The 26,908-nt window shown below is 51.9% G+C and carries 21 protein-coding genes and 1 tRNA gene; 13 read left to right on the top strand and 9 right to left on the bottom strand.

Annotation, left to right across the window (positions count from 1 at the left end; all coding sequences use genetic code 11):
• Positions 1-11: 11 nt before the first annotated feature.
• Positions 12-365, bottom strand: coding sequence for a DUF4156 domain-containing protein (locus KUE00_RS18100; protein ID WP_246761387.1), 354 nt, complete (start codon positions 363-365; stop codon positions 12-14).
• 650 nt (positions 366-1,015) lie between these two features.
• Between KUE00_RS18100 and KUE00_RS18095 the strand changes: the two genes are divergently transcribed.
• Positions 1,016-3,412, top strand: a complete 2,397-nt coding sequence (locus KUE00_RS18095) for an autotransporter outer membrane beta-barrel domain-containing protein (protein WP_246761386.1) — start codon at positions 1,016-1,018, stop codon at positions 3,410-3,412.
• A 97-nt stretch (positions 3,413-3,509) separates the two neighbouring features.
• Here KUE00_RS18095 and groL read toward each other — a convergent pair whose 3' ends face one another.
• From groL to KUE00_RS18080, 3 genes are all read right to left on the bottom strand, one after another.
• Positions 3,510-5,156: a chaperonin GroEL gene (groL, locus tag KUE00_RS18090; RefSeq protein WP_246761385.1), complete on the bottom strand. Its 1,647-nt coding sequence runs from the start codon at positions 5,154-5,156 to the stop codon at positions 3,510-3,512.
• A gap of 44 nt (positions 5,157-5,200) precedes the next feature.
• Positions 5,201-5,494 carry a co-chaperone GroES gene (locus tag KUE00_RS18085; RefSeq protein WP_246761384.1) on the bottom strand — a complete coding sequence of 98 codons (294 nt, stop codon included), beginning with the start codon at positions 5,492-5,494 and terminating at the stop codon, positions 5,201-5,203.
• Positions 5,495-5,705: 211 nt separating this feature from the next.
• A complete protein-coding gene (locus KUE00_RS18080; RefSeq protein WP_246761405.1) occupies positions 5,706-6,167 on the bottom strand; it encodes an FxsA family protein in 462 nt (153 codons plus the stop codon).
• A gap of 340 nt (positions 6,168-6,507) precedes the next feature.
• On the opposite strand from KUE00_RS18080, the gene aspA reads away from it, so the two are divergent.
• From aspA to KUE00_RS18055, 5 genes are all read left to right on the top strand, one after another.
• Positions 6,508-7,938: an aspartate ammonia-lyase gene (gene aspA, locus KUE00_RS18075; protein WP_246761383.1), complete on the top strand. Its 1,431-nt coding sequence runs from the start codon at positions 6,508-6,510 to the stop codon at positions 7,936-7,938.
• Between the two features lie 107 nt (positions 7,939-8,045).
• Positions 8,046-9,347 carry an anaerobic C4-dicarboxylate transporter gene (locus KUE00_RS18070; protein ID WP_246761382.1) on the top strand — a complete coding sequence of 434 codons (1,302 nt, stop codon included), beginning with the start codon at positions 8,046-8,048 and terminating at the stop codon, positions 9,345-9,347.
• A gap of 208 nt (positions 9,348-9,555) precedes the next feature.
• The gene (locus tag KUE00_RS18065) at positions 9,556-11,286 is read left to right on the top strand and encodes a protein-disulfide reductase DsbD (RefSeq protein WP_246761381.1); all 1,731 of its coding nucleotides are present in this window, start codon (positions 9,556-9,558) and stop codon (positions 11,284-11,286) included.
• A 62-nt stretch (positions 11,287-11,348) separates the two neighbouring features.
• Positions 11,349-11,927 carry a division control transcriptional repressor DicD gene (dicD, locus tag KUE00_RS18060; RefSeq protein ID WP_246761380.1) on the top strand — a complete coding sequence of 193 codons (579 nt, stop codon included), beginning with the start codon at positions 11,349-11,351 and terminating at the stop codon, positions 11,925-11,927.
• Between the two features lie 184 nt (positions 11,928-12,111).
• Positions 12,112-12,187 (top strand) — tRNA-Phe (locus KUE00_RS18055).
• Positions 12,188-12,503: 316 nt separating this feature from the next.
• On the opposite strand, the gene KUE00_RS18050 is transcribed toward KUE00_RS18055, so the two are convergent.
• The 3 genes from KUE00_RS18050 to KUE00_RS18040 all read right to left on the bottom strand — a co-directional run bounded on the left by KUE00_RS18050 (position 12,504) and on the right by KUE00_RS18040 (position 16,160).
• Complete coding sequence (locus tag KUE00_RS18050; RefSeq protein ID WP_246761379.1) at positions 12,504-14,597, bottom strand: RNA-binding domain-containing protein; 2,094 nt, start codon at positions 14,595-14,597, stop codon at positions 12,504-12,506.
• Positions 14,598-15,006: 409 nt separating this feature from the next.
• Positions 15,007-15,093 carry a hypothetical protein gene (locus KUE00_RS18045; RefSeq protein WP_246761404.1) on the bottom strand — a complete coding sequence of 29 codons (87 nt, stop codon included), beginning with the start codon at positions 15,091-15,093 and terminating at the stop codon, positions 15,007-15,009.
• A 50-nt stretch (positions 15,094-15,143) separates the two neighbouring features.
• On the bottom strand, positions 15,144-16,160 hold the full coding sequence (locus tag KUE00_RS18040) for a LacI family DNA-binding transcriptional regulator (protein ID WP_246761378.1): 1,017 nt from the start codon (positions 16,158-16,160) through the stop codon (positions 15,144-15,146).
• Positions 16,161-16,775: 615 nt separating this feature from the next.
• Here KUE00_RS18040 and KUE00_RS18035 point away from each other — a divergent pair.
• From KUE00_RS18035 to KUE00_RS18010, 6 genes are all read left to right on the top strand, one after another.
• Entirely contained in the window at positions 16,776-18,530 is a 1,755-nt protein-coding gene (locus tag KUE00_RS18035) for a class I mannose-6-phosphate isomerase (protein WP_246761377.1), read from the top strand.
• Positions 18,527-19,657 carry an AGE family epimerase/isomerase gene (locus KUE00_RS18030; RefSeq protein ID WP_246761376.1) on the top strand — a complete coding sequence of 377 codons (1,131 nt, stop codon included), beginning with the start codon at positions 18,527-18,529 and terminating at the stop codon, positions 19,655-19,657. The genes KUE00_RS18035 and KUE00_RS18030 overlap by 4 nt, the downstream gene beginning before the upstream one ends.
• Positions 19,658-20,002: 345 nt before the next feature.
• Positions 20,003-20,431, top strand: coding sequence for a PTS sugar transporter subunit IIA (locus KUE00_RS18025; RefSeq protein WP_246761375.1), 429 nt, complete (start codon positions 20,003-20,005; stop codon positions 20,429-20,431).
• Positions 20,432-20,443: 12 nt separating this feature from the next.
• The gene (locus KUE00_RS18020; protein WP_246761374.1) at positions 20,444-20,938 is read left to right on the top strand and encodes a PTS sugar transporter subunit IIB; all 495 of its coding nucleotides are present in this window, start codon (positions 20,444-20,446) and stop codon (positions 20,936-20,938) included.
• A gap of 11 nt (positions 20,939-20,949) precedes the next feature.
• The gene (locus KUE00_RS18015; RefSeq protein WP_246761373.1) at positions 20,950-21,747 is read left to right on the top strand and encodes a PTS mannose/fructose/sorbose/N-acetylgalactosamine transporter subunit IIC; all 798 of its coding nucleotides are present in this window, start codon (positions 20,950-20,952) and stop codon (positions 21,745-21,747) included.
• A complete protein-coding gene (locus KUE00_RS18010; protein WP_246761372.1) occupies positions 21,747-22,565 on the top strand; it encodes a PTS system mannose/fructose/sorbose family transporter subunit IID in 819 nt (272 codons plus the stop codon). Before KUE00_RS18015 ends, KUE00_RS18010 begins: the two co-directional genes overlap by 1 nt.
• A gap of 234 nt (positions 22,566-22,799) precedes the next feature.
• On the opposite strand, the gene KUE00_RS18005 is transcribed toward KUE00_RS18010, so the two are convergent.
• Positions 22,800-24,053: an enolase C-terminal domain-like protein gene (locus KUE00_RS18005; protein ID WP_246761371.1), complete on the bottom strand. Its 1,254-nt coding sequence runs from the start codon at positions 24,051-24,053 to the stop codon at positions 22,800-22,802.
• Between the two features lie 82 nt (positions 24,054-24,135).
• Positions 24,136-24,843 (bottom strand): FadR/GntR family transcriptional regulator, encoded by a 708-nt coding sequence (locus tag KUE00_RS18000; RefSeq protein ID WP_246761370.1) that lies wholly within the window; start codon positions 24,841-24,843, stop codon positions 24,136-24,138.
• Between the two features lie 581 nt (positions 24,844-25,424).
• Between KUE00_RS18000 and KUE00_RS17995 the strand changes: the two genes are divergently transcribed.
• Positions 25,425-26,783: an MFS transporter gene (locus KUE00_RS17995; protein ID WP_246761403.1), complete on the top strand. Its 1,359-nt coding sequence runs from the start codon at positions 25,425-25,427 to the stop codon at positions 26,781-26,783.
• The last annotated feature ends 125 nt before the right edge of the window (positions 26,784-26,908 follow it).

The following is a 26,908-nucleotide window of genomic DNA, read 5'->3' as shown; positions in this document are numbered from 1 at the left end:
TGACTGTCGGTTTACGGGCACTTATAAACCTGGCCGCTCATCTTACTGTCCAGCGGAGCGAAGCCTGACCAGATGTTCTGGGTTGGGCTGGTTGCGCCGTAAATAACATTGCCGCCCATTTCTGCCGCACGGTTGCGTAAATCGTTCGCTGCTCCGCGTAATGAGCTGCTTTCGCCGCCGCCAGCACCGCTAAACCAGTTGCTTTGCGAGCCGGTCAGGTTGCCCAGCAGCTGACAGCTGCTGGCTGGCTGCTGATCGGTAAAGGTGACGCGCTGACCCGCAGAACTCAGTGTGGTAGAGCTGCTACAGCCTGCCAGCAGCAGCAATGCCGCTACAGAGAGTCCCGGCAAGACGTTAATCCGCATTTTAATCTCCATTATTATTAACAGAATCCTCCGCAGATTATCATAAAATCACCGGCACGCCTGTACTTCTGGTGGCGATAGCGTGAAAAAGCGCAGGGTCAACAGGGACCTCAAAGGAGGCAGCCGGGAAAGTATCGCTACAGGTAACGTCACCATTTAATAAAAAAATATATCCAGCCCCAACAATAAAATAACGAAAACTGCTATCAATAAAAATTAATTAACACCTGACTCTCTTCTCTGGTGATGTTTCGTTTAATTCCCCTCCGACCAATACTGTTACCATCAAAAAGAATAGCAGAATTATCTTAAACTCATTTCATCAGGTGATTGTTATGTTATTGCTACCCATAATAAAAAGATTGAGGTTGCCAGCGAGACCATCAGCCCTGCTTCTTCTGGCAATCAATTTACCCTATGCCTTTGCAGAGCCTACGGTAGTTAATATAGATAATGAACATATTCATATAAATTCAATAACAGCAAATGAAGCTATCTATAACATCACTAACGGCGGCAGTTTAACGGTCAGTAATTCCCGCGCCGGTTTTACCTCCAGAAGGCAGACGCATTCCCTTAGCGATGCAACGCTCAAGCTAGGCAGCGGCGCCATTTTCTCCGGCGATATTAACAGTAACAATAGCCATATAATGTTTTCAGGCAGTACTTACACGGGTAATATCCTTGCCTCGCCTGAATCAAGTCTGGGCGACGTCTATATTAATAGTTCCACCTTTAATGGCGGTATCAGAACCGGAAGCAACAATGCGAACTATACGGTAGCGATTAAGGATAGCGAATTTAATGGCCAGGGAATAATCTCACCGCTGGCTATTTATAGCGGCAGGCTTAACATTGAAAACAGTGATTTCAACAACCATAACTTTCCCGTCATTGATATCAGGAACAGCACCTCGGCGGTACTGAAAAATGCCACGGTGAACAGCACCAGCGATTATAATGATGCAAACGTAATTGGCATAGCTGGCATTTATCTACAAGATGTCGCCAGCACCACTATTATGGATTCTACCATTATCAGCGACGGCACGGCGGTCAGAGCCTACAACAGCGTTAATGCCGGGGATATAAATATTCTTTTTGTTGGCAACTCTACGCTGAAGGCCAAAGCAGCAGCAGCGCTTGAGGCGAGAAACAGCGATATTATTATCTATGAATCAACGCTAACTACCGGCAGCAATGGCGATACTGTTGCCTGCTATACCGGTTCATCCGCAATAAACGGCTGCGGCGCTTTGAATCTGGCAGGCTCTACGGCTATAGTCAGCCAGCGCTCCGCGCTTAACAGCGATAACGTGGGCGTATTTATTACCGGCAGTGACGCCACCGAGCTTGATATAAGCAACTCTTCTGTTCATGCGGAAAAAGCCGCCTTCAGCGTTAACAGCGGTAATGCCACTATATCTGTACGTAATAGCCATGCAGCCCTGCCTTCTGTTGTCAGCAACGAAGGTGTGATTCTGGAAGCGCTTAATAATAGCCAGGTCGACCTGTCGCTTTCTAACGTTAACGCTAAAGGGGATATTTATGCTGATGAAAGCAGCCGGGTAAGGACGTCTTTAAAAGGCGCAAGCTGGCTGGAAGGCAGTATTTTTGGCGCGAACAAACTTGAGGTTAGCCGTGAGGCGACCTGGAAAATGACCGCAGATAATCATATCAAAGAACTGTTATTCACTGGCGGCACTGTGCGCCTGCCGGATGCCAGCCCGGATAATCAGTTTCACACTTTAACAATTGACAGCCTTACGGGTAGCGGGCACTTTGCCCTTAATACCAACCTGCAAACTATGCAGGGCGATAAGCTGCATATTACCAAAGATCTTTTTGGCGCCTTTACCCTGGGAATTGCCAACAGCGGTGCGGAGCCTGACGATCCTGATGCCATACTTAATGTTATTCAGGGACCATCCAGCACGGCGCTGTTTTCGTTATATGGCGGCAAAGTCGATGCGGGCGTCTGGCAGTACAACCTTGTGCAGAAAGGCAATGACTGGTATCTGGTAAACAGCCATCGCTCCGAAGCGCCTGATATGCCCGGCACACCGGATACGCCTGATATGCCTGGCACACCGGATGCGCCCGACGCCGCTGATGGAGATAGCGCTGTCGTTCCACAGCCTTCGCTTACTCCCTCTGCCAAAACCTTATTGAATATGGCGGCCGCGCCCGTCTATATCTTTAATAACGAACTGCAAAACAGGCGGCAACGTCGTGGCGAAAGTCAGAGCAAAGATGACGGCGTATGGGGACGCTATCTTCAGCAAAAGACTTATGTAACTACCGAGATGAATGCCTGGCGGCTGGCTCAAAACGGATTTGAACTGGGCGGAGACAAAGCGATACCGGTGCAGGACGGCAGGCTGCAGGTCGGCTTGCTGGCTTCGATAACCAGTAATGCCGTCAGACACGAAAGCGGCACCACCAGCCAGGTCAACAGCTACAGCGCTGGTGCTTATGCCAGCTGGTTTAAAGACAACGGTATGTATATGGACGCGGTAATAAAAGCGAACCGTTTTAATAATCAAGTGTATACACGGATGAGTAATGGCGTCGCTGTTAACGGTAGCTATAACCAGAATGGCGTGGGGGGTGCACTGGAAAGCGGCTGGCGCGTTGCGCTGGCGAACAATTACTGGGCCGAGCCCTTTTTTCGCGTCACCGCCTTTCGGGCAGGCAGTAAAAACGTGACGCTGAGTAACGGTATGACGGCGCACGTTCGGCATCCGGCTTCTGCGCAGGTGCAAACAGGTCTGCATCTGGGTAAGCGCCTGGAGCTTAATAAAGCCGTACTCAATCCTTACCTGAAAGCCAGCGTGGCTAAAGAGTTTGTTAAATCCAGTAAGGTTCGCCTGAATCACCACTGGGATTTTAATGATGCCGCTGCCGGTAGTGCGGCACGCTATGGCGCAGGTATTGATATCTGGCTGGCGAAGGAAGCTGCCCTGTTCAGCGAAATCAATTATCAGAATGGCCGCTATATTGAATCACCGCTGGCCGCTAACCTGGGTGTCCGTATCGGCTTCTGATACGGGCCGGCAACGTTCTCTGGATAACCGCCATAAAAAAACCTGCCGTTTCCGGCAGGTTCTTTTGGCTTACGAGCGATAAGCGACGTATGTCGACTTACATCATGCCGCCCATGCCGCCCATTCCACCCATGCCGCCGCCAGCGCCTAAGTCTGGTGCGTCACCTTTTGGCAGGTCGGTAACCATGCACTCGGTGGTGATCATCAGGCCAGCAACGGAAGCCGCGTACTGCAGAGCAGAACGGGTTACTTTGGTTGGATCCAGGATACCGAAGTCGATCATGTTGCCGTATTCTTCGGTCTGCGCGTTGTAACCGTAGTTACCTTCGCCCGCTTTCACCATGTTCGCTACAACGGAAGGTTCTTCACCCGCGTTGGAAACGATCTGACGCAGTGGAGATTCCATCGCGCGCAGCGCAACTTTGATACCCACGTTCTGGTCTTCGTTCTGACCAGTCAGGCCAGCCAGTACGGCCGCAACGCGAACCAGCGCTACGCCACCACCGGCAACCACGCCTTCTTCTACTGCCGCACGGGTAGCGTGCAGAGCATCTTCAACGCGGGCTTTCTTCTCTTTCATTTCAACTTCAGTTGCTGCGCCAACTTTCAGTACGGCCACGCCGCCTGCCAGTTTAGCTACGCGCTCCTGCAGTTTTTCACGATCGTAGTCGGAAGTTGCTTCTTCGATCTGCTGACGGATCTGAGTCACGCGACCGGAGATTACAGACTCTTCGCCCACGCCATCAATGATGGTGGTGGTGTCTTTGTTGATCACTACGCGTTTTGCCTGACCCAGGTCTTCCAGCGTCGCTTTTTCCAGCTCCATACCGATCTCTTCAGAGATAACGGTACCGCCGGTCAGCACAGCGATGTCCTGCAGCATAGCTTTACGACGGTCGCCGAAGCCAGGTGCTTTAACCGCAGCCACTTTCACGATGCCGCGCATGGTGTTCACCACCAGCGTAGCCAGCGCTTCACCTTCAACATCTTCAGCGATGATCAGCAGCGGCTTGCTTGCTTTTGCTACGGCTTCCAGCACTGGCAGCATTTCGCGGATGTTGGAGATTTTTTTGTCAGCCAGCAGGATGAACGGTGATTCCAGCTCAACCGCACCGGTTTCTGGCTTGTTGATGAAGTAAGGAGACAGGTAGCCGCGATCGAACTGCATACCTTCAACCACGTCCAGCTCGTCCTGCAGGCCGGTACCTTCTTCAACGGTGATAACACCTTCTTTACCGACTTTTTCCATTGCCTGAGCAATCAGGGTACCCACGCTCTCATCGGAGTTAGCGGAGATAGTACCTACCTGGGCAATCGCTTTGGAATCAGAGCAAGGCACGGAGAGTTTTTTCAGTTCTTCAACAGCGTGAACCACGGCTTTATCGATACCGCGCTTCAGATCCATTGGGTTCATACCAGCGGCTACGGCTTTCAGACCTTCGTTAACGATAGACTGAGCCAGTACGGTTGCGGTAGTGGTGCCGTCGCCCGCAGCGTCGTTCGCTTTAGAGGCAACTTCTTTCACCATCTGCGCGCCCATGTTTTCGAACTTATCTTCCAGTTCGATTTCACGAGCTACGGAAACGCCATCTTTAGTGATGGTTGGTGCGCCGAAGGATTTATCCAGCACCACGTTACGGCCTTTCGGGCCCAGGGTTACTTTTACCGCGTCTGCCAGTACGTTTACGCCACGGAGCATTTTTACGCGTGCGTCATTACCGAATTTTACGTCTTTAGCTGCCATTATCAATATCCCTTAAATTCGTTTGGTTCAATGAGTTACGTAAATTACGCTTCAACAATTGCCAGAATGTCGCTTTCAGAAATGATCAGCACTTCCTGGTTGTCGATTTTCTCAGTTTTCGCACCGTAGCCTTCGTTGAAAATCACGATATCACCGACTTTTACGTCCAGGGATTTCACGTCGCCATTTTCCAGGATACGGCCATTGCCAACAGCCAGCACTTCACCGCGGGTAGATTTACCTGCAGCGGAGCCGGTCAGAACGATGCCACCAGCTGATTTAGATTCCACTTCTTTACGCTTGACGATAACACGGTCGTGCAATGGACGAATTTTCATTGATAGTTCTCCTTTGAGAAGTCAATCAGTCAGTTTTGGATGATTGCCGGGCTTCACTGGCACCGGCCTCGTGACGGAAGAGATAGGGACAGAGGGAAGGGCTTTCAAGGGGCAAAAAATAAAAATTTTGCTTCTGCTTCACAATTGACCAATTAACCGCCACTTTCTGCAGGAGAAAACCAAAAGGCGGGGATCCCGCCTTTTTGACCGATTAACGATCGTCGCGCTTGTCGTCGTGTTCAATCAGCGTGGTGTCTTTGCGCTCATATTCGCCGTCCACGGTGTAACCGCTATCCGGCCCTGCACCCGCCCCGCGCCAGACGCGCAGATGCGGCATCAGCTTCAGCGTTAAATGTTTTTGCACCGGTGGCAGCAGCAGCAGCAGACCCAGGAAGTCGGTAAAGAAACCGGGCAGTAGCAGTAAAAAGCCGGCCAGAATCAGCGAGACGCTTTTCAGCATCTCCGCCGCCGGGCTTTCGCCCACCGCCAGCTTTTGCTGCATCAGCATAAAGTTCTTCATGCCCTGGTTTTTCACCAGCGAAATACCAATAGCGGAACTGAAGATCACCAGCAGCAGCGTCATCAGTACGCCCAGTACGTGAGCAACCTGGATAAAAATGCTGATTTCGATCCAGGCGAGAAGAATAAGTAGTAAAAACGGTAGCCAGCGCACCGCAGTCTCCTGTCGGTTAGAGCCATCACGCAGCAGGCGTAACGGCATAAAAAAGAGATCGTTTATCGATCAAGTCTATAAAAGATGGGCACGCTGCGTAACCTTTTCAACCTTAACCGACGAATTAGCGCATAAACAGCCATAAACGGCCGGGCGGCTTTACCGTTATTAACGCACATAAATGTCGCTTAAGAGAGAAACCGTTCATGCTTCACAGAATATAGTCGTGTGCTGTTTAAGACAAACAGCTAACATGTGGCACCAGACTGGTGACGATTTAACTATCACTCTACTACTGTTTATCAAAGTTATAACCGGCAGCAATAACAAGAAGGTGCTCATGGCTAACGACATTCGTATCGAAGAAGACCTGTTAGGTATGCGAGAAGTTCCTGCGGATGCTTACTACGGTGTTCACACTCTGCGTGCGATTGAAAATTTTTATATCAGTAACAGTAAAATCAGTGACATTCCGGAATTCGTCCGCGGCATGGTAATGGTGAAAAAAGCGGCGGCAATGGCCAATAAAGAGCTGCAAACTATTCCACGAAATATTGCCAATGCAATTATCAAAGCCTGTGACGAAGTATTAGATAACGGCAAATGCATGGATCAGTTTCCGGTTGACGTCTATCAGGGCGGCGCGGGCACTTCCGTCAACATGAACACCAATGAAGTACTGGCGAACATCGGTCTGGAGCTGATGGGACACCAGAAAGGCGACTATCAGTTTCTTAACCCCAACGATCACGTCAATAAATGCCAGTCGACCAATGATGCCTATCCCACCGGTTTTCGCATCGCCGTTTACAGCTCTATTTTAAAGCTGCTGGACGCTATCGGAAAACTGAGCGAAGGCTTTGAGCGCAAGGCGATTGAATTCACCACCATTCTGAAGATGGGTCGCACCCAGCTTCAGGATGCGGTGCCGATGACGCTGGGCCAGGAGTTCCACGCGTTTAACGTGCTGCTGAAAGAAGAAATTAAAAATATTCTGCGCACCGCTGAACTGCTGCTGGAAGTTAACCTGGGCGCCACGGCTATCGGCACACGTCTTAATACGCCGGATGGCTATCAGCAGCTGGCGGTACAAAAGCTGGCGGAAGTCAGTAACCTGCCTTGTGTACCTGCAGAAGATTTGATTGAAGCCACCTCGGACTGCGGCGCTTACGTGATGGTTCACAGCTCGCTGAAACGTCTGGCGGTGAAGCTGTCGAAGATTTGTAACGACCTGCGCCTGCTCTCTTCCGGCCCGCGTGCTGGCCTGAACGAGATTAACCTGCCGGAACTGCAGGCCGGCTCTTCCATCATGCCCGCCAAGGTAAACCCGGTCGTGCCGGAAGTTGTTAACCAGGTCTGCTTTAAGGTCATTGGTAACGACGTAACGGTAACGATGGCCTCTGAAGCCGGACAGCTACAGCTGAACGTGATGGAGCCGGTGATTGGCCAGGCGCTGTTTGAGTCGGTGGATATTCTGACCAACGCCTGCCTCAACCTGCTGGAGAAGTGCGTAGACGGCATTACGGCTAACAAAGCGGTATGCGAAGCCTACGTCTTTAATTCGATCGGTATCGTAACTTACCTGAATCCCTATATTGGCCACCATAACGGCGATATCGTCGGCAAAATTTGTGCTGAAACAGGCAAGAGCGTGCGTGAAGTGGTGCTGGAGCGCGGTCTGCTGACCGAAACCGAACTGGATGACATCTTCTCAACGCAGAATTTGATGTATCCGGTTTATAAAGCGAAACGCTACACCGATGAAGATTAACCTTCATTGAGAAGCGCAAAGGCACGTTGGTTCACTGAACAACGTGCCTTTTTTTATGCTGCCGTTTACATGGTATCAACGAACTTCTAACCGGGAGAGAACACATTATGATTTTACCAGAGCTGATTGTCGTGCTGGCGGCAATATATCTGGGCGCGCGGCTTGGCGGTATCGGCATTGGCTTCGCTGGCGGCGCAGGCATGCTGATCCTGACGCTGGCTTTTCAAATCAAACCGGGCGCGATCCCCTTTGACGTGATCGAAATTATTATGGGGGTAATCGCGGCCATTGCGGCAATGCAGGTCGCGGGCGGCATGGATTATCTGGTCAGCCTGGCCGAGCGCCTGTTAAGGAAGCATCCGCGTTATATCACTTTTCTGGCACCGCTGGTCACCTACACGATGACGCTGTTGGCCGGTACTGGCCATACCGCGTTTTCTACGCTGCCGGTCATTGCTGAAGTCGCTAAAGAACAGGGCGTCCGCCCTTCCCGGCCGTTATCGATTGCCGTTGTCGCTTCGCAGATTGCGATTACCGCGTCCCCTATTTCGGCCGCTGTGGTTTTCCTTTCTGGCATCCTTGAACCAAAAGGCGTCAGCTATCTGAGCCTGCTGGCGGTGGCTATTCCCTCCACAATGGTTGCCCTTTTCCTTGCCGCTCTGCTGACTAACTTCCTGGGGAAAGAACTAAAGGACGATGCGGTTTACCAGCAGCGACTGGAAAAAGGCGAAGTCACGCTGCGCGGCGCGACGGTGTTCGAAGAAAAGCCCGGCGCAAAACGTTCGGTGCTGCTCTTTCTGTTGGGTATTGTCGCCGTGGTGCTCTATGCGACAGCGATCAGCGATACCGTCGGGCTGATTAAAAATCCGGTATTGCCGCGCAATGAAGCTATCGTGATATTTATGCTGACCATTGCCGCGCTGATCTGCCTGAGCTGTAAAGTCGATACCGCGAAAATCCTTTCGGCCAGCACCTTCCGTTCGGGGATGAGCGCCTGCGTCTGCGTGATGGGCGTTGCCTGGCTCGGCGATACTTTTGTGAAGGCCCATATCCATGAAATTCAGGACTTCGCGGGCAATTTGCTACAGGAGTACCCCTGGATGCTGGCCGTTATCCTCTTTTTCGCTTCTACGCTGCTCTATTCCCAGGCCGCGACGACCAAAGCGCTGATGCCCGCCGCGCTGCTGCTGGGCGTGTCGCCACATACCGCTATCGCTTCTTTTGCCGCCGTTTCCGCGCTGTTTGTGCTGCCGACCTACCCTACGCTGCTGGCGGCGGTAGAAATGGACGATACCGGCTCCACGCGCATTGGGAAATTTGTCTTCAACCACTCTTTTATTATTCCAGGCACGCTGGCGATTGCGCTGTCTGTGGCCTTCGGCTTTATCTTCGCCCATCTTGTCCTGTAACGATCTGGCGGGCCGTGACGGTCCGCTTCGTTTTTGTTTGTTAAATCCCGCCTCAATAAACGCCTCGCACGCCAGGCGCATTTACATCCTGAAAAAGCGTCGGCCATAAGGCCGTGATATAGTTTGCGCCTTACGGAGCATTGCCGGGCCCGGACGCGTCGGGATCGCCCGTTTTCTTAATTTCGTCACCGGAAAAATGATTCCCGCTATGACTAAGCGCCTTACATCCTACTTGCTGCTGTTGATGGCCGTTCTGCTCAGCTTTAACGCCAGCGCCTCGCTGTTCGGACAGCATAACAACAGCCACTTCGGCACCGTCGATCAGGCTTTCAGCTTCGATTTTAATCAGCGAGCCGACCAGCTGACGCTGAGCTGGCAGGTGTCGCCCGGCTACTATCTTTATCGCCAGCAGATAACCCTTACCGCTCAGGACGCAAAGCTGGCCGACTGGACGCTGCCGCCCGGTAAACCGCATGAAGATGAGTTTTACGGGAAAACGCAAATTTATCCCGATAGCCTGAAACTGCCGTTAACGATTTTGCAGGCCGATAAAGGCGCTACCCTTAGCGTCACTTATCAGGGCTGCGCCGCTGCGGGCTTCTGCTATCCGCCGGAAACCCGTTCCGTGCCGCTGAATGAAGTTATGGCAGGCGGCCAGGCTCCTGCCACGGCCCAGCCCGTGCCGGTACAGCACAACGCCGCCCCGCCTGAAGTACAGCCCGCTGATAACAAGCTTCCTTTTTCGCCGCTGTGGGCTTTGCTGATCGGTATCGGCGTCGCTTTTACGCCGTGCGTGCTGCCCATGTATCCGTTGATTTCCGGCATTATTTTGGGCGGTAACCGCCATTATTCGCTAAAACGTCTGTTCGCCCTGGCGATGCTTTACGTTCAGGGAATGGCGCTGACCTATACGGTGATGGGCATGATCGTCGCCGCTGCCGGACTGCGTTTTCAGGCCGCGCTGCAGTCGCCCGTGGTGCTGACTGGCCTCTCTGTTCTGTTTATCCTGCTGGCGCTGTCGATGTTTGGACTGTTCACCTTGCAGCTGCCTTCCGCGCTGCAAACCAGGCTGACCCTTCTCAGCAATCGTCAGCAAGGCGGCTCGCTGCCCGGCGTCTTCTTAATGGGCGCGCTGGCCGGACTGATCTGCTCGCCCTGCACTACCGCGCCGCTTAGCGCCATCCTGCTTTATATCGCGCAAAGCGGCAATCTGCTGGCTGGCGCAGGCACGCTCTGGCTATATGCGGTTGGGATGGGCTTACCACTGATTGTCGTTACCCTGTTTGGTAATCGCCTGTTGCCGAAAAGCGGCGCCTGGATGCAGACCGTCAAAGAGGGCTTTGGCTTTGTTATCCTCGCGCTGCCGGTATTTCTGCTGGAGCGAGTGGTCGGTGAAGCCTGGGGGCTACGTTTGTGGAGTATGCTGGCCGTGGCTTTCTTCGGCTGGGCTTTTATCAGCCTGAAAGCCGCTAACGGCTGGCAGCGCGTGGGACAAATCCTGATGCTGGCCGCGGCGCTGGTGGCTGCGCGACCGTTGCAGGACTGGGCGTTCGGCGCACCGGTCAGCGAGAATCACGCGGCTTTGAGCTTTACTCGTATTAACGACGTCGCCCAGCTTAATCAGGCATTACGGCAGCACGATGGGCGGATCACCATGCTCGACCTGTATGCCGACTGGTGCGTGGCCTGCAAAGAGTTCGAAAAATATACGTTCAGCCAGCCGCAGGTACAGAACGCTCTGAATAAAACGCAGCTGTTACAGGCAAACGTCACGACAAATAATGCGCAAGACAAAGCGCTGCTGGCGCAGCTGAAGGTGCTGGGGCTGCCGACCATTCTGTTTTTTGATGCCGAAGGTAAAGAAATACCCGGCTCGCGCGTTACCGGTTTTATGGACGCCACGGCTTTTCAGCAGCATTTGCAGAAACTGGCGCAGTAAACGACACTAGAGAAGAATTTTACGGCCACGGTCGTAAATAATGCATTCAAGAGGAGAGTCACTTGCAACGTGAACAGGTACTCGAGCATGCACTGAACGTACTCGAGCAAAATGGGCTGGCCCCTTCAACATCTTTTGCCATGATGGCGAACGCGGCGGCCTGCCAGCAGGAAGATTTACAGCGCTACTGGCCCGACCGCGAGGCGCTGCTGTATGACGCTCTGCGCTACCATAGCCAGCAGATCGATATCTGGCGGCGCAAGCTGCTGCTGGATGACACGCTAAGCACGGAACAGAAGCTGCTGGCGCGTTATCAGCTGCTGGAAGAGGCGGTAAATAACAATCGCTATCCTGGCTGCCTGTTTGTGGCGGCGTGCAGCTTTTATCCGCAGGCGGATCATCCCGTCCATCAGATTGCCGATCAGCAAAAGCGCGCCTCCTGGCAATATACCCATCAGCTGTTAACGCAGCTGGAGACGGATAATCCCGAACTGGTTGCGCACCAGATGGAGCTGATACTGGAAGGTTGCCTCAGTCGCCTGCTGGTTAAGCGCAACGTGCAGGAAGTGGCAACGGCTCGCTCGCTGGCAGAAGATGTGCTGAGCATCGCGCTTTGCCGTCGAAACGGCGCGCTGAGCTGAAAAGATCAGGCGCAGGAAGGGATGCGCTAGCCTGAAAAGCGGAACCGGGTGGCGGAAGTGATGTCCCTCCCTGACTAACTTTCAGCCTTAGCGCCCAAAAAGCAGGCGATCGGTCACGATTTCCCGCTTTTTTATGACAAAGCCGTTGACGCCGTACGCCCTTTACGGTTTAATGCGCCCCGTTGCCCGGATAGCTCAGTCGGTAGAGCAGGGGATTGAAAATCCCCGTGTCCTTGGTTCGATTCCGAGTCCGGGCACCACTAATTTAGTTTCATGGCGTTCTTATAAGTCCTGAAACGCTAAAAAATAAGTAATTTAAAAAACCTGATGGTACTGAAAAGTTCCGTCAGGATTTTTGACATCAAGAGTTTCTAAGACCAGTTGGTGTAATAAACGCCGTAGCCTCCGTCACGCCACTTACCGATATTGCTGTCCGCAACGCCAGGCCGCTCTATAACCCCTACAAACTCTGCGATGCTTACCAACATTTAATGCTTTACGATGTGTGTACTACCTGAACAACATCAGGGGCACGCTTATCAAATACCGTACAAATAATCTGGGCCAGATAGAGTATTAAACTGCACTATACCCTTGCTTCGGGTCATTCTTATACTGCGGAAACGCCAGCTTCAGTGCCCCTTGTTCCACCAGCGGCTTTAAGTACTGCTGACGCAGTGCATTAGGATTACGACTAAGGATCTGCCCCAGTGCAGCAACGGAAATATACTGTCCCTGACACACATCCAGGATCACACTCTTCATCAGCTCTTTATCCCCCAAACGCAACTTTTCACGCGGAACTGCGGCTAAAGTAAATAACGAATCCCGGAAAGACTCGATGAGATTGTCAACATCATCAATATAGGGTCTATCGATAAAGCGGTTAAGCAAACGTCCATACTCATCTCGGGACGCAGGTTGATCGCCTTCGGCGTTATATATGGAGTTTTCCCCGTTATATGTGGACCTCTGCTCGTTATATGTGGAGTTCCCACTGTTATGTGTGGAGCTCCCATCGTTATGTGTGGACCTCTGCTCGTTATATGTGGAGCTCTCATCGTTATGTGTGGACCTCCGCTCGTTATATTTGGAGTCCTCTTCGTTATGTGGAGAGCTTACCACCGCACCAAGTGAGAACACCTCATCCGGTGTCATGACCGATACACCGGGCAAGGTATAATATTTGCTTTTCTGCTCGCCCCCTGCGACCAGAAAATCTTTACTTTCCAGACGAGGAAGCGTCAACGTGACTTCGCGAGAGTGTCGGGTTGTTAACAGACAAGCTCGTTCATGGTTGACCCAGCCTTCAATCGCCGCCGTTGCAACAATTACCTGTTCAAAGTCATCAAGCAGATCGAAGGTTTCGCCAAATCGTTGGTGCAGGTCATCCAGAACATGCTGCGGGATCAGGCTAGCGGTAGAAAGCTCTAATAGCGTCTGTGCAGGAAACGTTTTCTCCCAAAGTTTGGGGGTTCGCCAGTTAGCCGATTTCCAGCCGCTGAAAATCTTCGGCATCCCTGAACCCGCTTTTTCGCCTAGCCCAATTAACAAAAACATCTGATGTAACAACCTGTTGCGGCAATCACTGACGCCACCTGCAATCACATCCTCTAACGGCAGGCGCATCAAGCCGGGGTTACGAAAGCCAAACATATCGGGACGTTTGACGATCAAAATAGAAACTCGGTCGGTAAAATCTGCATGGACCAGCGTGTTTACTAACGCTTCACGCAGCGCGATATGTACTGGCGTATCCGTTCTGCGCTGGCCCTCTTCAAGCGTAAAGGGTACTTTCAAATCAGCGGCTAGTTTTTGGTATACTTTACGGTAAAAATCAAACAGGTTTCCTGACCATGTACCGTCCGGACACACCCTGTCTATCCAACGAAGCTCCGTTTTTGCCTGGGGCCTTTCCTGATAATCCACCATGTAGTTAGGTGCAGCAGCAGTAATCGCATCCCATTTGCCAAACATGAGAATACCGGCCAGTGTTATGCCCTCTTTTCCGGTTTCTCTGTCTTTACGCCACCCACCCACTATTTTAAATAGTTCAAACGGCTCACAGGCCAGATAAGGATGCTGCGGGTTATTTGCCGAAAGCAGATTGCGGTAAACTTTTAAACTGTCCAGATCGATATCTTCCTGAAAAGTATAGTGCTCAGAAAGCACTTCGTTATCACGGCTATCGTGGATCTGCTCAGCAAGCATCCGCTTGACGGTCATATCATCACAAAGGCGATCGCCTTCGTGCAAACGTTGATAGGTGTTACCAAATGGAGACTTTTTCAGGTGAACCGGCTTTTGTTTACGCATCGCCTGTGGAATATGGATTGCCAGAACGTCCGTTCCCTGCAAAGAGACCCATTGCACATCGTTTTCCGACCTCAGCACATTCGTACTGACTCGATCGCGATCGTTTAACTGATTAAACAAATCGGTCTTAATCTTTTCGGGATCGGCAATACCAACTGGTGTAAATTTTCCGGCCTGTTCTTTTACACCAAGAACTACCCAACCGCCCCGCCCATTTGCCATTGCGGAATAGGTGGGCCAGAAGTCTTTCGGTAGTTCGCCTTTGCCGTCTTTCCCCCCTGCCAGCTTGAACTCTACCTGTTCCGACTCGACAAGGGTTTGCAGATCTATAATGTCTTTTATTTGCAAAGGCATACAGATTCCTCAGGCTGAAAATATTTGGTTATAACATACCGCATCTACCAAATATCCGATAGATTGCTAAGGATACTGATGGATCCTTCGGCCTTATATAACGCCTTCTGCCACATGACCCGTTCCCCTTCCACTATTCCCGCAGGCAAGAATTCCCGCTCCAGACGACCACGTGGCAAACGGGTCAAGTGGCGATAAAAATCGACTCTTCATTAAGCAAGTCATCAGGTATTGCTTGCTGCGCTTTTACCGGTTCAGGAACGTCGCTATGGCTGGCATATTGATCAAACAACTCACGATCCATGAGCAGGATATCAGGCGTTGCGCGACAGTGTCTGGCTCTCACCGGCATCGGTAGCCCTAGCTATCCCTATCTCCTTAACAGGCAGCGCAGAACAGAGCTGGATGCTCATTGCACGTCAAGACCGCACCCTAAAATCGAGATAGTGTCGGATAACGCTGAAAGTTGATGCTGACACTGTTCATTTTCAATCACCAGCACGCACCACACGGGCAATGTCGTTCCCGCCGGTTCTGCTGTTGTTATCAATCCTTTCTAAAATTCGATGAATTCCGCCAGTGAATCTGTGCATGTAAAAGCGTTGCGCTGGCAGGTTCATCCGGCTTCTGTAACCTGTTAAGCAGGCGCTCCACGATATTATCAGCGAGCAAATCGATCTGGACCTCTGCCGTGGTCAGTGAAGGCAGCCATCCCTCTGCGTCGCTCAGACCATCAAAACCCGTTACCGCAATCTCTTCGCCCGGCTTTTTACCCAGATACTGCAGCGCATTCATGGCACCAAAGGCGACCACGTCCTGATAGCAAACGAATGCTGTTATGGCTTCGTCAGCGTTAAACAGCGCTAAGGTAGCCTTGCTCCCGGCGCTGATGCTTGAAGCGCAGTAAACCGCGCGAGATTCATGCCAGTCCAGCCCACAGTCTTCATGAGCATCCTTCCAGCCCTGCAGGCGTTGCCGCCGCAGACGCGAATTCTGGCTTCCCCCCATAAAGGCAATATTTTTATGGCCATCCTGGATTAAACGATGGGTAATATCGTAAGCAGCCTGGTAGTTATCAATACCAATAAAATCGCTGTCGTGACTGCCGGTTGGGCGCAGGAAGGTGACGGTTGGTGTGAGATTACGCCAGGCCTCAAGGTGCTCACGCGTTGTATCCCAGGTCGGACACAACAGCACGGCAAGCGCATTGTGGCGCTGCATCAGATGCAGATACTCCTGCTGGCTTTCAAGACTTTCATCCGAACAGGCCAGAATGGTGGCATACCCTTTTTTCGCCAGCTTGCGGTTAACTCTGGCGAGCAGCTCGGTGTAATACGGATTACTCAAATCATGAATAACAAGCCCAATGATATTGGACTTGTTACTTCTGAGCGTGGCGGCCGTTTCGTTATAGGTATAGTTAAGCGTGTTAATTGCATCAAGGACGCGCTGGCGGGTTTTTGCTGAGACTTTGCCCGCCCGGTTACTGATAACGTTCGATACTGTGGCCACCGAAACGTTAGCCAGTGCTGCAACATCGACGACCGTCGCACGTTTTGTCATGCTTTATCACACTCCACTAAAAGATGCCTGTAAACGCGCCGACGCCCGCAACCGCAAGAGTAACAAGCATGGCCCTGACCACTGACTGACGATATCGGGTCAGTAGAAAACACGCTCCCGGGACCGCGGGCAACGGTAACAATGCGGGAAAATGTCGTCAAGAATGTTTTGTACGTATGTCCGCACTCAAATCGCCCTCCACGATTCAATCTCGCTCGTCAACTTTCGTCCACGGCGCGGCGTGAATGTGCTTCATACTACGTACTCAGGCAGGTCCCCCTCGTTAGCCGAAGTCACGGTCACAGAACCCTGGTTTGCTAAAACGCTGGCTGCTGTACCGGTCGTAAAATGGCTCGCTGCTGGTTCTACTCTGTAAAATCCGGAATAAAAGGAAACAAGATTATTCGATTTACCTTTTTACTGTCGAACATCCTCAATTAAAGTTCTGACCACGATCACGAATTACGTTATTGCTGGCACCGCCCTTTTTATTAAAACAATTTAAAATCAAAAAGATATTTAATTCACCCTAAATTCAGCCTCTGTTTAAAGAATTTATTTTAGTTTAGACTCCTCACCAATTAAAGGTTAATCGTTTAACTAAAGAGGCGGACTATGGGTTATCTGAAACATCCCGTTAACTACGACAAGTTTCCGGCCGTAAAGGTAAATGGCGTGAATAGCGCTTATCAGGGGTGGCAGCCTGTCGCAGAACAAATCATTAAAAAACTGTCGGCTCGTGAGAATGCAATCGTCGTCATCGATTGTTATCCCGGCGTTAGCCTTTCCGCTATCAAATCCGCATTGGGTGCCACAGCGGTGTTCCGCAATGCCAGCTGGTTTGATGCCGATAGCTGCTTTATGCAAGGGGCCGAACTGGAAGCCCGTCTGGCAGATACGCTGACCGACGATCGCGTTTTTGGCGTGATGAGCTGCGCGAAGCTGGCAGATTATCTACTCCCTGGCACGTCGGAAAAGATGAAGAATAGCGTTGCGGCAACGAAGGGGTTACGCGTAGTGATGGGCACTGGCGCGGCACTGCTGGTTGAAGGTGATGTCCTGATTTATGCCGACTACCCGCGCTGGCAGCGACAGCTCGACTGGCGGGCCGGCAGTAGCAACTGGCAGGCAGAAAATCCAGATGAAGACATTCTGAGAAAATATAAGCGTGGCTTCTTCTGGGAGTGGCGGGTTGCCGATCGTCATAAGCGCGAGCTGTTCACACGCTTTGATTTTTACCTTGATGTCCTGGCGCAGCCGGCGGCAATGATCGATAACGCCGCCTTTCACGCCGGTCTGGATGCTTGCCTTAAAACCCCTTTCCGCCTCAATCCGTTTTTCGATCCCGGTGTCTGGGGAGGAAAGTGGATGGAAGAGGTCTGTGATTTACCGCCGGGCGAAAAAAACTACGCATGGTGCTTTGATGGCGTACCGGAAGAGAACAGCCTGACGCTAAAATTTGCTGCGACAGCCATCACCATGCCCGCCATCAATCTGGTGCTGGCGCGCCCGGAAGCGCTGCTCGGCCAACGCAACTATGCACGCTTTGGCGCAGAGTTCCCGATTCGCTTTGACTTCCTCGACACCATGTCGGGCGGCAACCTCAGCCTGCAGGTGCATCCTTCCACCGACTATATCCAGCAAAATTTCGGCATGCACTATACCCAGGATGAGAGTTATTACATCCTTGATGCGGGCAGCGATGCCAGCGTGTGGCTGGGATTGCGGACGGGAGTAAAACAGGAAGAGTTAGTTACGGCGCTGGAAGAAGCACAGCAAACCGGCACTTTCGATGCTGAAAAATACGTCAACCAGTTCCCGGTAAAGAAGCACGATCATCTGCTGATCCCTTCCGGCACCGTACACTGCTCGGGCAGCAACGCAATGATTCTGGAAATCTCCGCGACGCCCTATATTTTCACCTTTAAATTGTGGGACTGGGGCCGTCTGGGACTGGACGGCAAGCCACGCCCGGTGCACCTCAACCACGGCAAAAAGGTAATGCGCGAAGAACGAGACACCGAGTGGTGCCGTCGTGAACTGGTCAATGTCATTACGCCGCTGGAAGAACATGCAGAATGGCGCAGCGAGCGCACAGGGCTGCATGAGCTGGAATTTATTGAGACCCGTCGTTACTGGATTAACGGTGCGGTAACGCTAAATACCGGCGGCGAATTCCAGATGTTAAATCTGGTCGAGGGCCAGGCCGTACTGATTGAAAGTCCTGCTAACCAGTTTGAGTCCTTTACTGTCCACTACGCCGAAACCGTGATTATACCGGCAGCGTCAGGCGAGTATCGCTTGCGTGCTCTGCACCAACATGAGACTGGCGTGATTGTTGCCAGTGTCCGTCAGGCGGAGCAGGCATGATGATGACGCATGCTCAACAGTTTGTTTCGTGGATAAAAAACAGCGCGCTACCGCTATTTTTACAGCAAGGTGTCAAAACGCTGCCGGACGGAGCCGTTTGTTTCCGCGAAACGTTACCGGATGAAGGTTCGCTGACGCGCAGCCGGGTACAGACACGCCAGCTATATGTCTACGCCCATGCCACGAGAACGGGCTGGCTGGATGCACGCCAAACGCTGGATGCCGTAGCAAATCGCGGCCTCAGTCATTTCACCAATGCTCAGGGAGCATTTTTGTTTGCCGACGGAAACACGCCACTCGCTCATCAAACTAATGCCTACGAGCAGGCATTTGCCCTGCTGGCCTATAGCGAACTGTATGCCCTGACCGGCGAAGCGCAGTTTCATCAGCGTGCCATGGCGCTATATGACTGGATGCAGACCAATCTGGCCCTGGCGGAAGGAGGATATGCCATCAATACCCGACGCCCGGCGATGCTGAGTCAGAACCCCAACATGCATCTTTTTGAAGCCATGCTTGCCTGGTGGCGTCACACCGGGGAACCATGCTGGCAGCAGGAGGCGCATCGCCTGTTTAACCTGTTTACCGATCGCTTATTTCATCATGAACGGCGTTGCCTGGTTGAGTTCTTCTCACCCGGCTGGCAGGCCGATGCCCCTGAATCGCCGCATGTTGACCCGGGCCATCACCATGAATGGACGTGGCTGCTTTACGAGTATCAGAAGCTTTCCGGTGTGGATACCCTCTTCTGGCGCGATGCGTTGCAGCGCTTTGCTATACAGGCAGGCGAGAACCCGCGTACCCTGGCGGTGACGAATGAGGTTTACCATGACCAGACGCCGTACCGTGAGGGGAGCCGCCTGTGGTGCCAGACCGAACGCCTGAAGGCCGACGTTGTGGCCTGTGAGACACAGCAGGAAGACGCTGCTTACCGCAGGCTGGATCGGCATGCTGCATTGATGATGGCGCAGTATGTCAACGGAGAGAACAGCCGTCCTTATTGTGATGAAATCGATGCCAGCGGCAGGCGTCTGGCGCAGGCTTCACCGGCTTCGACGCTCTATCACCTCTATGTGGCTTGCCGTGAAATCGACAACCTGATGCAAAATTGTTACAAGCTAAGTTAATCGAATAACCTTTTTTATTTAAAAACCGCCTGTTAAAAGATTTTTATAAGAGATAACAAAACTCAACTTATGGATTTTGCGGGGTTAATCACTTTAACAACATGAATTAAATAATATTAATCGATTAATCTAAATTCAGCTAACACGGAGACAGAACATGCGAATAACTCACCATAAACGCTCTGACATTATGGGTCAGGAATATAAACACCCGGACAACGCTTTTGCCTCTTGCCCCCTCCGCTGCGCCGGGAAGTTTATTATTCCCGCCATACATTTCACTATCAGCAAGAAGCCTCGGGCAGCGGCGCGCCACGCTAAAAGCCTGAGTAAGAGAGGAAGCTTATGATCGCCTTTATTATTGCCACCCACGGCCCTCTGGCTGAGGCGCTGCTCGCCAGTGGCCAGATGGTGTATGGCGAATTGCCGCATGTTTCCGTAGTGACGCTTAGCGAACAGGCGGGTATTGAAGGATTCAGGCAGGATTTCACTAAGGCGCTGGCCAGCGCTGGCCAGAATGCCGACGGCGTGGTGGTTTTGTGCGATCTGCAAAGCGGTACGCCGTGGAACGTCGCCTGCCAGCATGCCTTCTCCCCGCAGATGACGCCCCCCGTCGCCGTGCTGGCGGGCGTCAATATCCCCATGCTGCTACAAACCGAAGAGGTCAACCACCTGACGGACGTTCACGATGCGGCGGCAAAACTGCTGGAACTGACCGTGCCAACCCTGACGAAGGCAGCCCCCGTTCTCTCTGTCCAGTCATCTGATTTTTAGGAGGAAATAACGATGAGTATTTCTTTTGTTCGCATCGACGATCGGGTTATCCACGGGCAACTCGTGACGCGCTGGGCTAAAGAGTTACCCTGCGAAGGGATTATCGCCATTGATGACGCCGTCGCAGCCGATCCCCTGCTCTCATCAGTGATGAAAGGTGCGATTCAGGATACCAAAGTCTGGCTGTTCGACGTCGCAACGGCCATTGAAAAACTGCCGAAAATCATCGCCAGCGAGAAGCGTTACTTTGTGATTTGCAAGTCCCCCGTCACGCTACAACGTATTGAAGAAACCGGGATCGACCTGAAAAACGCCAGCGGTAAAATCAACGTAGGGCCAATGAGTTCACGCGCCGATACCATCACCATTGGCCCCAATCAGTCGGTCAACGCTCAGGAAATTGCCGCTTTCGACTGGCTGGTACAGCGCGGGCACCGGGTAGAATTCCGCCTGGTTCCGGATGCCAGTAGCTATAGCTGGCAGGATGCCCGTCAGAAGCTGAAATAAGGGAGTGAAAGATGATTATTGAAGCGGCTTTAATTGGCCTTCTTTGTTATCTGGGGGCGCTTAGCAGCCCCTGGCTTCTGGGCGTAACCGGCGGCTGGTATCTGATCACCCGACCGCTGGTTTCCGGAATGCTGGTCGGGCTTATTCTGGGCGACCTGAAAACCGGGATAATCATTGGGGTGGCGGTTCAGGCGGTCTATATCGCCATGGTGACGCCCGGCGGCTCTATGCCTGCGGATCTGAACTTTGTTGCCTATCCGGCAATCGCACTGGGTATTCTGTCGGGCAAAGGACCAGAAGTGGCGGTGGCGCTGGCGGCAACCATAGGTATTGCCGGCACCATTTTATTCAACGCGATGATGGTGCTGAACTCCTTCTGGAACCATCGTGCCGACGTTGCGCTGGAACAAGGTGACGTGCGTAGCCTTTACCTTAATAGCGCTATCTGGCCGCAGGTCACTAACTTCCTTCTGCGCTTTGTTCCTACCTTTACCGGCGTCTATTTTGGCGCGCAGTATATCAGCGGCGTGATGGACAGCCTCCCGCAGGTGGTGCTGTCAACCATGAACGTGCTGGGCGGTATTCTTCCCGCCGTAGGGATCGCGATCCTGCTCAAGCAAATTATTAAAAACTACAGCATGCTGATCTATTTTCTCGTGGGTTTCATCTGCATCGTTTTTCTAAAACTCAATATGGTTGCGCTGGTCATTGTTGGCTCACTGCTGGCGCTGATCCATTACACCTATAAGCCGGAACCTGCGACGACCGCAGGGGCAAAACCGCTCGCTGCTGATGAGGATGAATTCTGATGGAAGAAAGGAGACTAACCCGTAAAGATCTACGCCGCTGCTGGCGAGCCTGGATGATGCACTGCCTGTCATCAATGAGTTTTGAGCGTATGGCATCCTTTGGCTTTTGCCTCAGCATGCTGCCGGTGGCGAAAAAGCTCTATCCGGACGTCACAAAGCGCATGGAAATGCTGCGCCGCCACGCTTCGTTCTACAATACGGAACCGCAGATCGGCGCTATCGTCAACGGCATGGCCCTGGGACTGGAAGAGAAAAAGGCTAATGGCGAACCGATTGACGGTGAAACGATCAACACGCTAAAAGTCGGCCTGATGGGGCCCATTGCAGGGATCGGGGATTCGATGATCCCCGGAATGCTAATGCCGATATTGTTGAGCATCGGTATGGCGCTGGCGGCTGGCGGTAATATTCTTGGGCCACTGTTCTACACCGTCGCCTGGCTGGGCATTATCCTGCCCGGCTCCTGGTTCCTGTTTTTGAAAGGTTACAAAATGGGATCCGGATCGGTCGAGATGCTGGTGAGCAGCAAGTCGGCTCGCCTGCGTGAAGCGTTGTCGCTGCTGGGTGTATTCGTGATGGGCGGCGTCGCGGCAAGCTACGTTAAGCTCAGCTCCGGGCTGGAGTTCATTACCAAAGACGGGGTGAATATTCATCTTCAGCAAATGCTGGACGGCATCTTCCCGCAGCTGTTACCCCTTGGCATAGTGCTTGGCACATGGTATGTGATGGCAAAACGAGGGGTTTCGCCGGTAAAAGCGATGGCCATACTGTTGGTTTTGGCCGCTCTTGGCGTGGCCACCGGCGTGTTTCAGGGCTAATCCATTTTCTCTCTTACGGATGTATTCCTGTCCAGATGCCGCCGTAAGAAGCCCTGCGGGTTATAGTCACGAAGTAAACCTTGATGCCGCGTTTGGCGGTGATGTGGTGCAGATAAACGGCACTGGAGAAGTTGTTTGACTGCTGTAGGTGGCGGGGCAGCATCCTGAACAGATGCTGTCCCGATCTATCAGTTCGTGCTGACTATCTGAAAGCGATGACGTTGCCTTCAGCTATTATGGCCGTGATGCTGTACCATCCGGAATGCGTGCCAGAGTCCATAAAGGGATCCCGCCTTCACAAGGGTACTTAGCCGCCAGCCGCTCATCGATATCAATCCCCAGGCCGGGTTTGTCATTGAGATAGGCATAGCCTTTTTCTATCTCAGGACAGTCCGGGAAGACTTCACAAAGCGCATCGTTCATCGGCGTATACTCCTGAACGCCCAGATTTGGCGAGCTCATATCAAGATGCATATTGGCGCAGACGCCCACCGGTGAAATATCTCCGGGACCATGCCAGGCCGTTCTGACACCGTTAAGCTCGCTATATACCGCCAGCTTTTTCGCGGGCGTAATACCGCCGATGGTGCTGACATGGCAGCGGATATAATCGATCAGTTTGTTATCTATCAGCGGCTTCCACTCGTTAATATTGACGAAAAGCTCTCCCATCGCCACCGGCGTAGCGGACTGCTGACGCAGCATTTTCAGCCAGTCGGTATTTTCCGGCGCGACCGGATCTTCAAGGAAGAAAAGCTGATAGGGTTCCAGGTTCTTCGCCATCTGTATCGCAGCGACAGGGGTAACCCTTTCATGGACATCGTGGATAAATTCGACGCCGAAGCCCAGCTTATGGCGTAAATGCTCAAATAATCGGGGTACTGCACGGGCGTAGGCATCCGGATCGAAATAGATCCCCGGGGTCTTTGTGCGGGGTGAAACCTTTGGCTGAATATTACGCGCTTTCGCCAGCTTTCCCGCAATCAATTTCAGATCCTCGGTACCGGCTCCCCCATACATCCCCATCTGGCAACGTACGTACTGATACCCTTCTTCCATGCGAGCGCGAATGTTATCTTCAACCTCAACTTCGTCAGCTCCATCGCAGTGGCGATACAGTGGGATGCCATCCCGGCATTTTCCGCCCAAAAGTTGATAAACCGGTAGCCCGGCGACCTTACCTTTAATATCCCACAATGCCATATCAATTCCGGACAGGGCGTTATTCATAACGGGGCCATTACGCCAGTAACCGCTCACCGCAGCCGACTGCCAGATATCTTCAGTTCTCAGCGGATCCTTACCTGTCAGGAAAGGTTTCATGTAATTTTCTATCGCAGCCTCAACGGCGAACACCCGCTGGGTAAAAGTGGCGCAGCCTAAGCCATAGAGGCCCGGCTGGTTAGTTTCAATTTTTACCACAACCAGATCGATCCCGCCTGGCGCGGTAAGAATCGTTTTGACGTTGGTAATTTTCAGATTATCCATGAAGTCCTCCGGCTTGACCGCCAAGATGTAGGATGTCCTACATGTTATGTTATTAAAAAACCTCGCGGAGAGGTTTTATAAACTACTTATCCAGTAATCGAGATTCTTCTATTACGTTAACGTTATGAGCCATGGCGCTATTAAGCGTTTCGCTGGCGGTTACCGCATCCCGATTCTTGAGCGCCATATAGACTTTAATATGCGCTTCAATACTCTCCAGGGTGACGCCGAGAACCCGATTCAGCTCCTGAAGATAATGGATATAAATGCTTTTCAGGGATTCCATGACGTGAATAAAGACTTTATTGTGGGACGCTCTGACAATGGCCAGATGGAAATCATAATCGGCCTGGGAGTATTTTTTATAATCATCTTTTGCCACCAGCATGCGATTCAGGGCCTGCTCTAAGCGAGAAATATCTTCGTCAGTGGCCTTCTCTACCGCCAGCGCCATGCAGCGAAATTCTACGGTCTGGCGGAAAATACGCATATCTTCGAACTCTTCTTGCGAAAGATGCAGCAGCGGCTGGCTATCGCTGAATTCACCAAATCTGGCTATATCCCGGGTTACGTATGTCCCTTTCCCCTGGTGAGTTACCACTACGCCAAGGTCACGCAGTTTTTGTACCGCGCTGCGCACGCTAACCCTACTGACATTAAAAGTGGCTACCAGCTTTGCTTCAGAAGGAAGTTTACAGCCCGGTTCCCAGACGCCGTCCTGAATATTCTGTTTCATCTGTTGGTAAACAACATTGACCACATTATGTTTTTGTACGCTTTCCAGAGTCACGAGATTCCTCATTTATCAACAGATTCGACACTATCATAGCGTTTTCAGTACGGATCGCTCAGCAATAATTACGCAACCCGGCCGGCCAGCGACAACCTGTCCTACAAGTTTTACCATCGCTGACGCGTCGACTGCAAGCCAAAACCGGGTAATTTTCTGTAGTGTGACGCCGATCACCTGAAGAAGAAAAAGTGAGTTACAGTGCCGTATGGCGGGCTTTATAAGGATTTAAATTCGCCAGTATGTGAACTGCCCGACATTTTTTTACTCTTCCCATTGTTCATTTTAACATCCTCAAGTAGATCTTTAAGGCGCAACTTGTTAGTCATGTTACACCGACGAGGTTACGCTACGTTTCCCGTCCTCTTAAGTATTAAAACGACTTCAAATAACGGTTGTATGCGCAAACCACTATTTGCTTGCACTCAGGGTTTGGCGGCGGCAGAAACAACGAGAACCTGATGGAATGCAGGAAGCTCGCCGTCCTCAAAAGACATAAAATCGCGGCGTTAAGCAACATAAAAAGAGTGCGGCATCCCTTTTTATGTTCTGACAAATCAGAGGTTAGAACGATGACAACAATGAAGCCTACGCGCTCAAGACTCTTAATTCTGGCAATGCTCTTTATCGTTACGGCGATTAACTATATGGACCGCGCTAACTTATCCGTTGCCGGTTCTCATATTCAGGGGCAGTTTGCCCTCTCCCCTACGCAACTGGGGCTGCTGTTTTCTATGTTTACCTGGGCATACGCTTTGAGCCAGATCCCTGTCGGCTACATCCTGGACCGGGTAGGTTCGAGGGTGCTTTACGGCAGTGCGATCGTGCTCTGGAGCCTGTTCACCTTTATTATGGGACTGGCCTCTCACCAGCTTTTCACCACCGTCACTGCTTCATTTGCGATGCTGCTGGTTTGCCGCGCGCTGATTGGTATAGCGGAAGCTCCCTCTTTCCCGTCAAACACTAAAATCATTGCTACCTGGTTCCCGGATCACGAACGTGCCCGCGCGACGGCATTCTACGCCAGCGCCCAGTATATCGGGCTGGCGTTATTGACCCCTGCCCTCTCATTTATTGTCGCCACCTGGGGCTGGGAAATGTCATTTTATATTTCCGGGACGGCGGGTATTTTATTTGGGATTTACTGGCTCCTTGTTTACCGCGATCCTCAACATAGCCGTAGAACGAACGAAGCCGAACTGCGCTATATACGGGAAGGCGGCGGCTATGGCTCAACAGCTCAGCAGGGAAACAGCACGACGGTCAACTGGGCCGATATACGCTACATCCTTAAACAACGTACCGTCTGGGGCTTGTTTATTGCTCAATTTGCGGCGTCTTCTACCCTCTATTTTTTCCTGACATGGTTCATTGTTTACCTGGAAAAAGGGCTGGGTCTGTCGATTGCCAAAGCCGGTATCGGGGCAATGTTTCCGTATCTGATGGCGATGGCGGGCGTTATCTGCGGCGGTACTTTGAGCGATATGTTGCTGAAGAAAGGACGCTCAAAAACCTTCGCCCGTAAGCTACCGGTAATGTCGGGTTTACTGGTTACGGCGTCGATTGCGCTGGTGAATTTTTTCCAGAATAGCCCGACTATTGCCATTACTATTCTTTCTGTCGCTTTCTTTGCCAACGCCTTTTCTAATCTGGGCTGGGTGGTGTGCAGCGATATTATCCCTCGCCACCTGATCGGCACCGTTGGCGGCATGCTCAATATCTTTGGCAACCTTTCGGGCATTATTAGCCCCATCGTCATCGGCATCATTTTGCAGAAAACCGATAATTTTCAGTACGCAATGTGGTATATCGCCGCCGTCGCGCTGGTTGGTTTTCTGGCCTATCTGCTGCTGGTGGACAAAATAGAGGTTATCGCCCTTCCTCATTCCACATCAAATCAGCAACAGGGGCAAAAAGAGGTTTCCAGGTCTTTTCGTTAACAGCCTTTTACGCAATCGTGGGGTACGGCAGAACGTTCAGGCCCCACGCATGCGGGCCCTTTCGATACATCAAAAAGACGAGACGAAAAAAGCCGTGGCTTTTCCGGCTCTCTGTTAAGTGAAGG

This window comes from Erwinia phyllosphaerae, from assembly GCF_019132875.1.
Classification (GTDB): Bacteria; Pseudomonadota; Gammaproteobacteria; order Enterobacterales; family Enterobacteriaceae; genus Erwinia; species Erwinia phyllosphaerae.
Note: the sequence above shows the minus strand (reverse complement) of the source record. Positions and strands in the feature narration are given on the sequence as shown.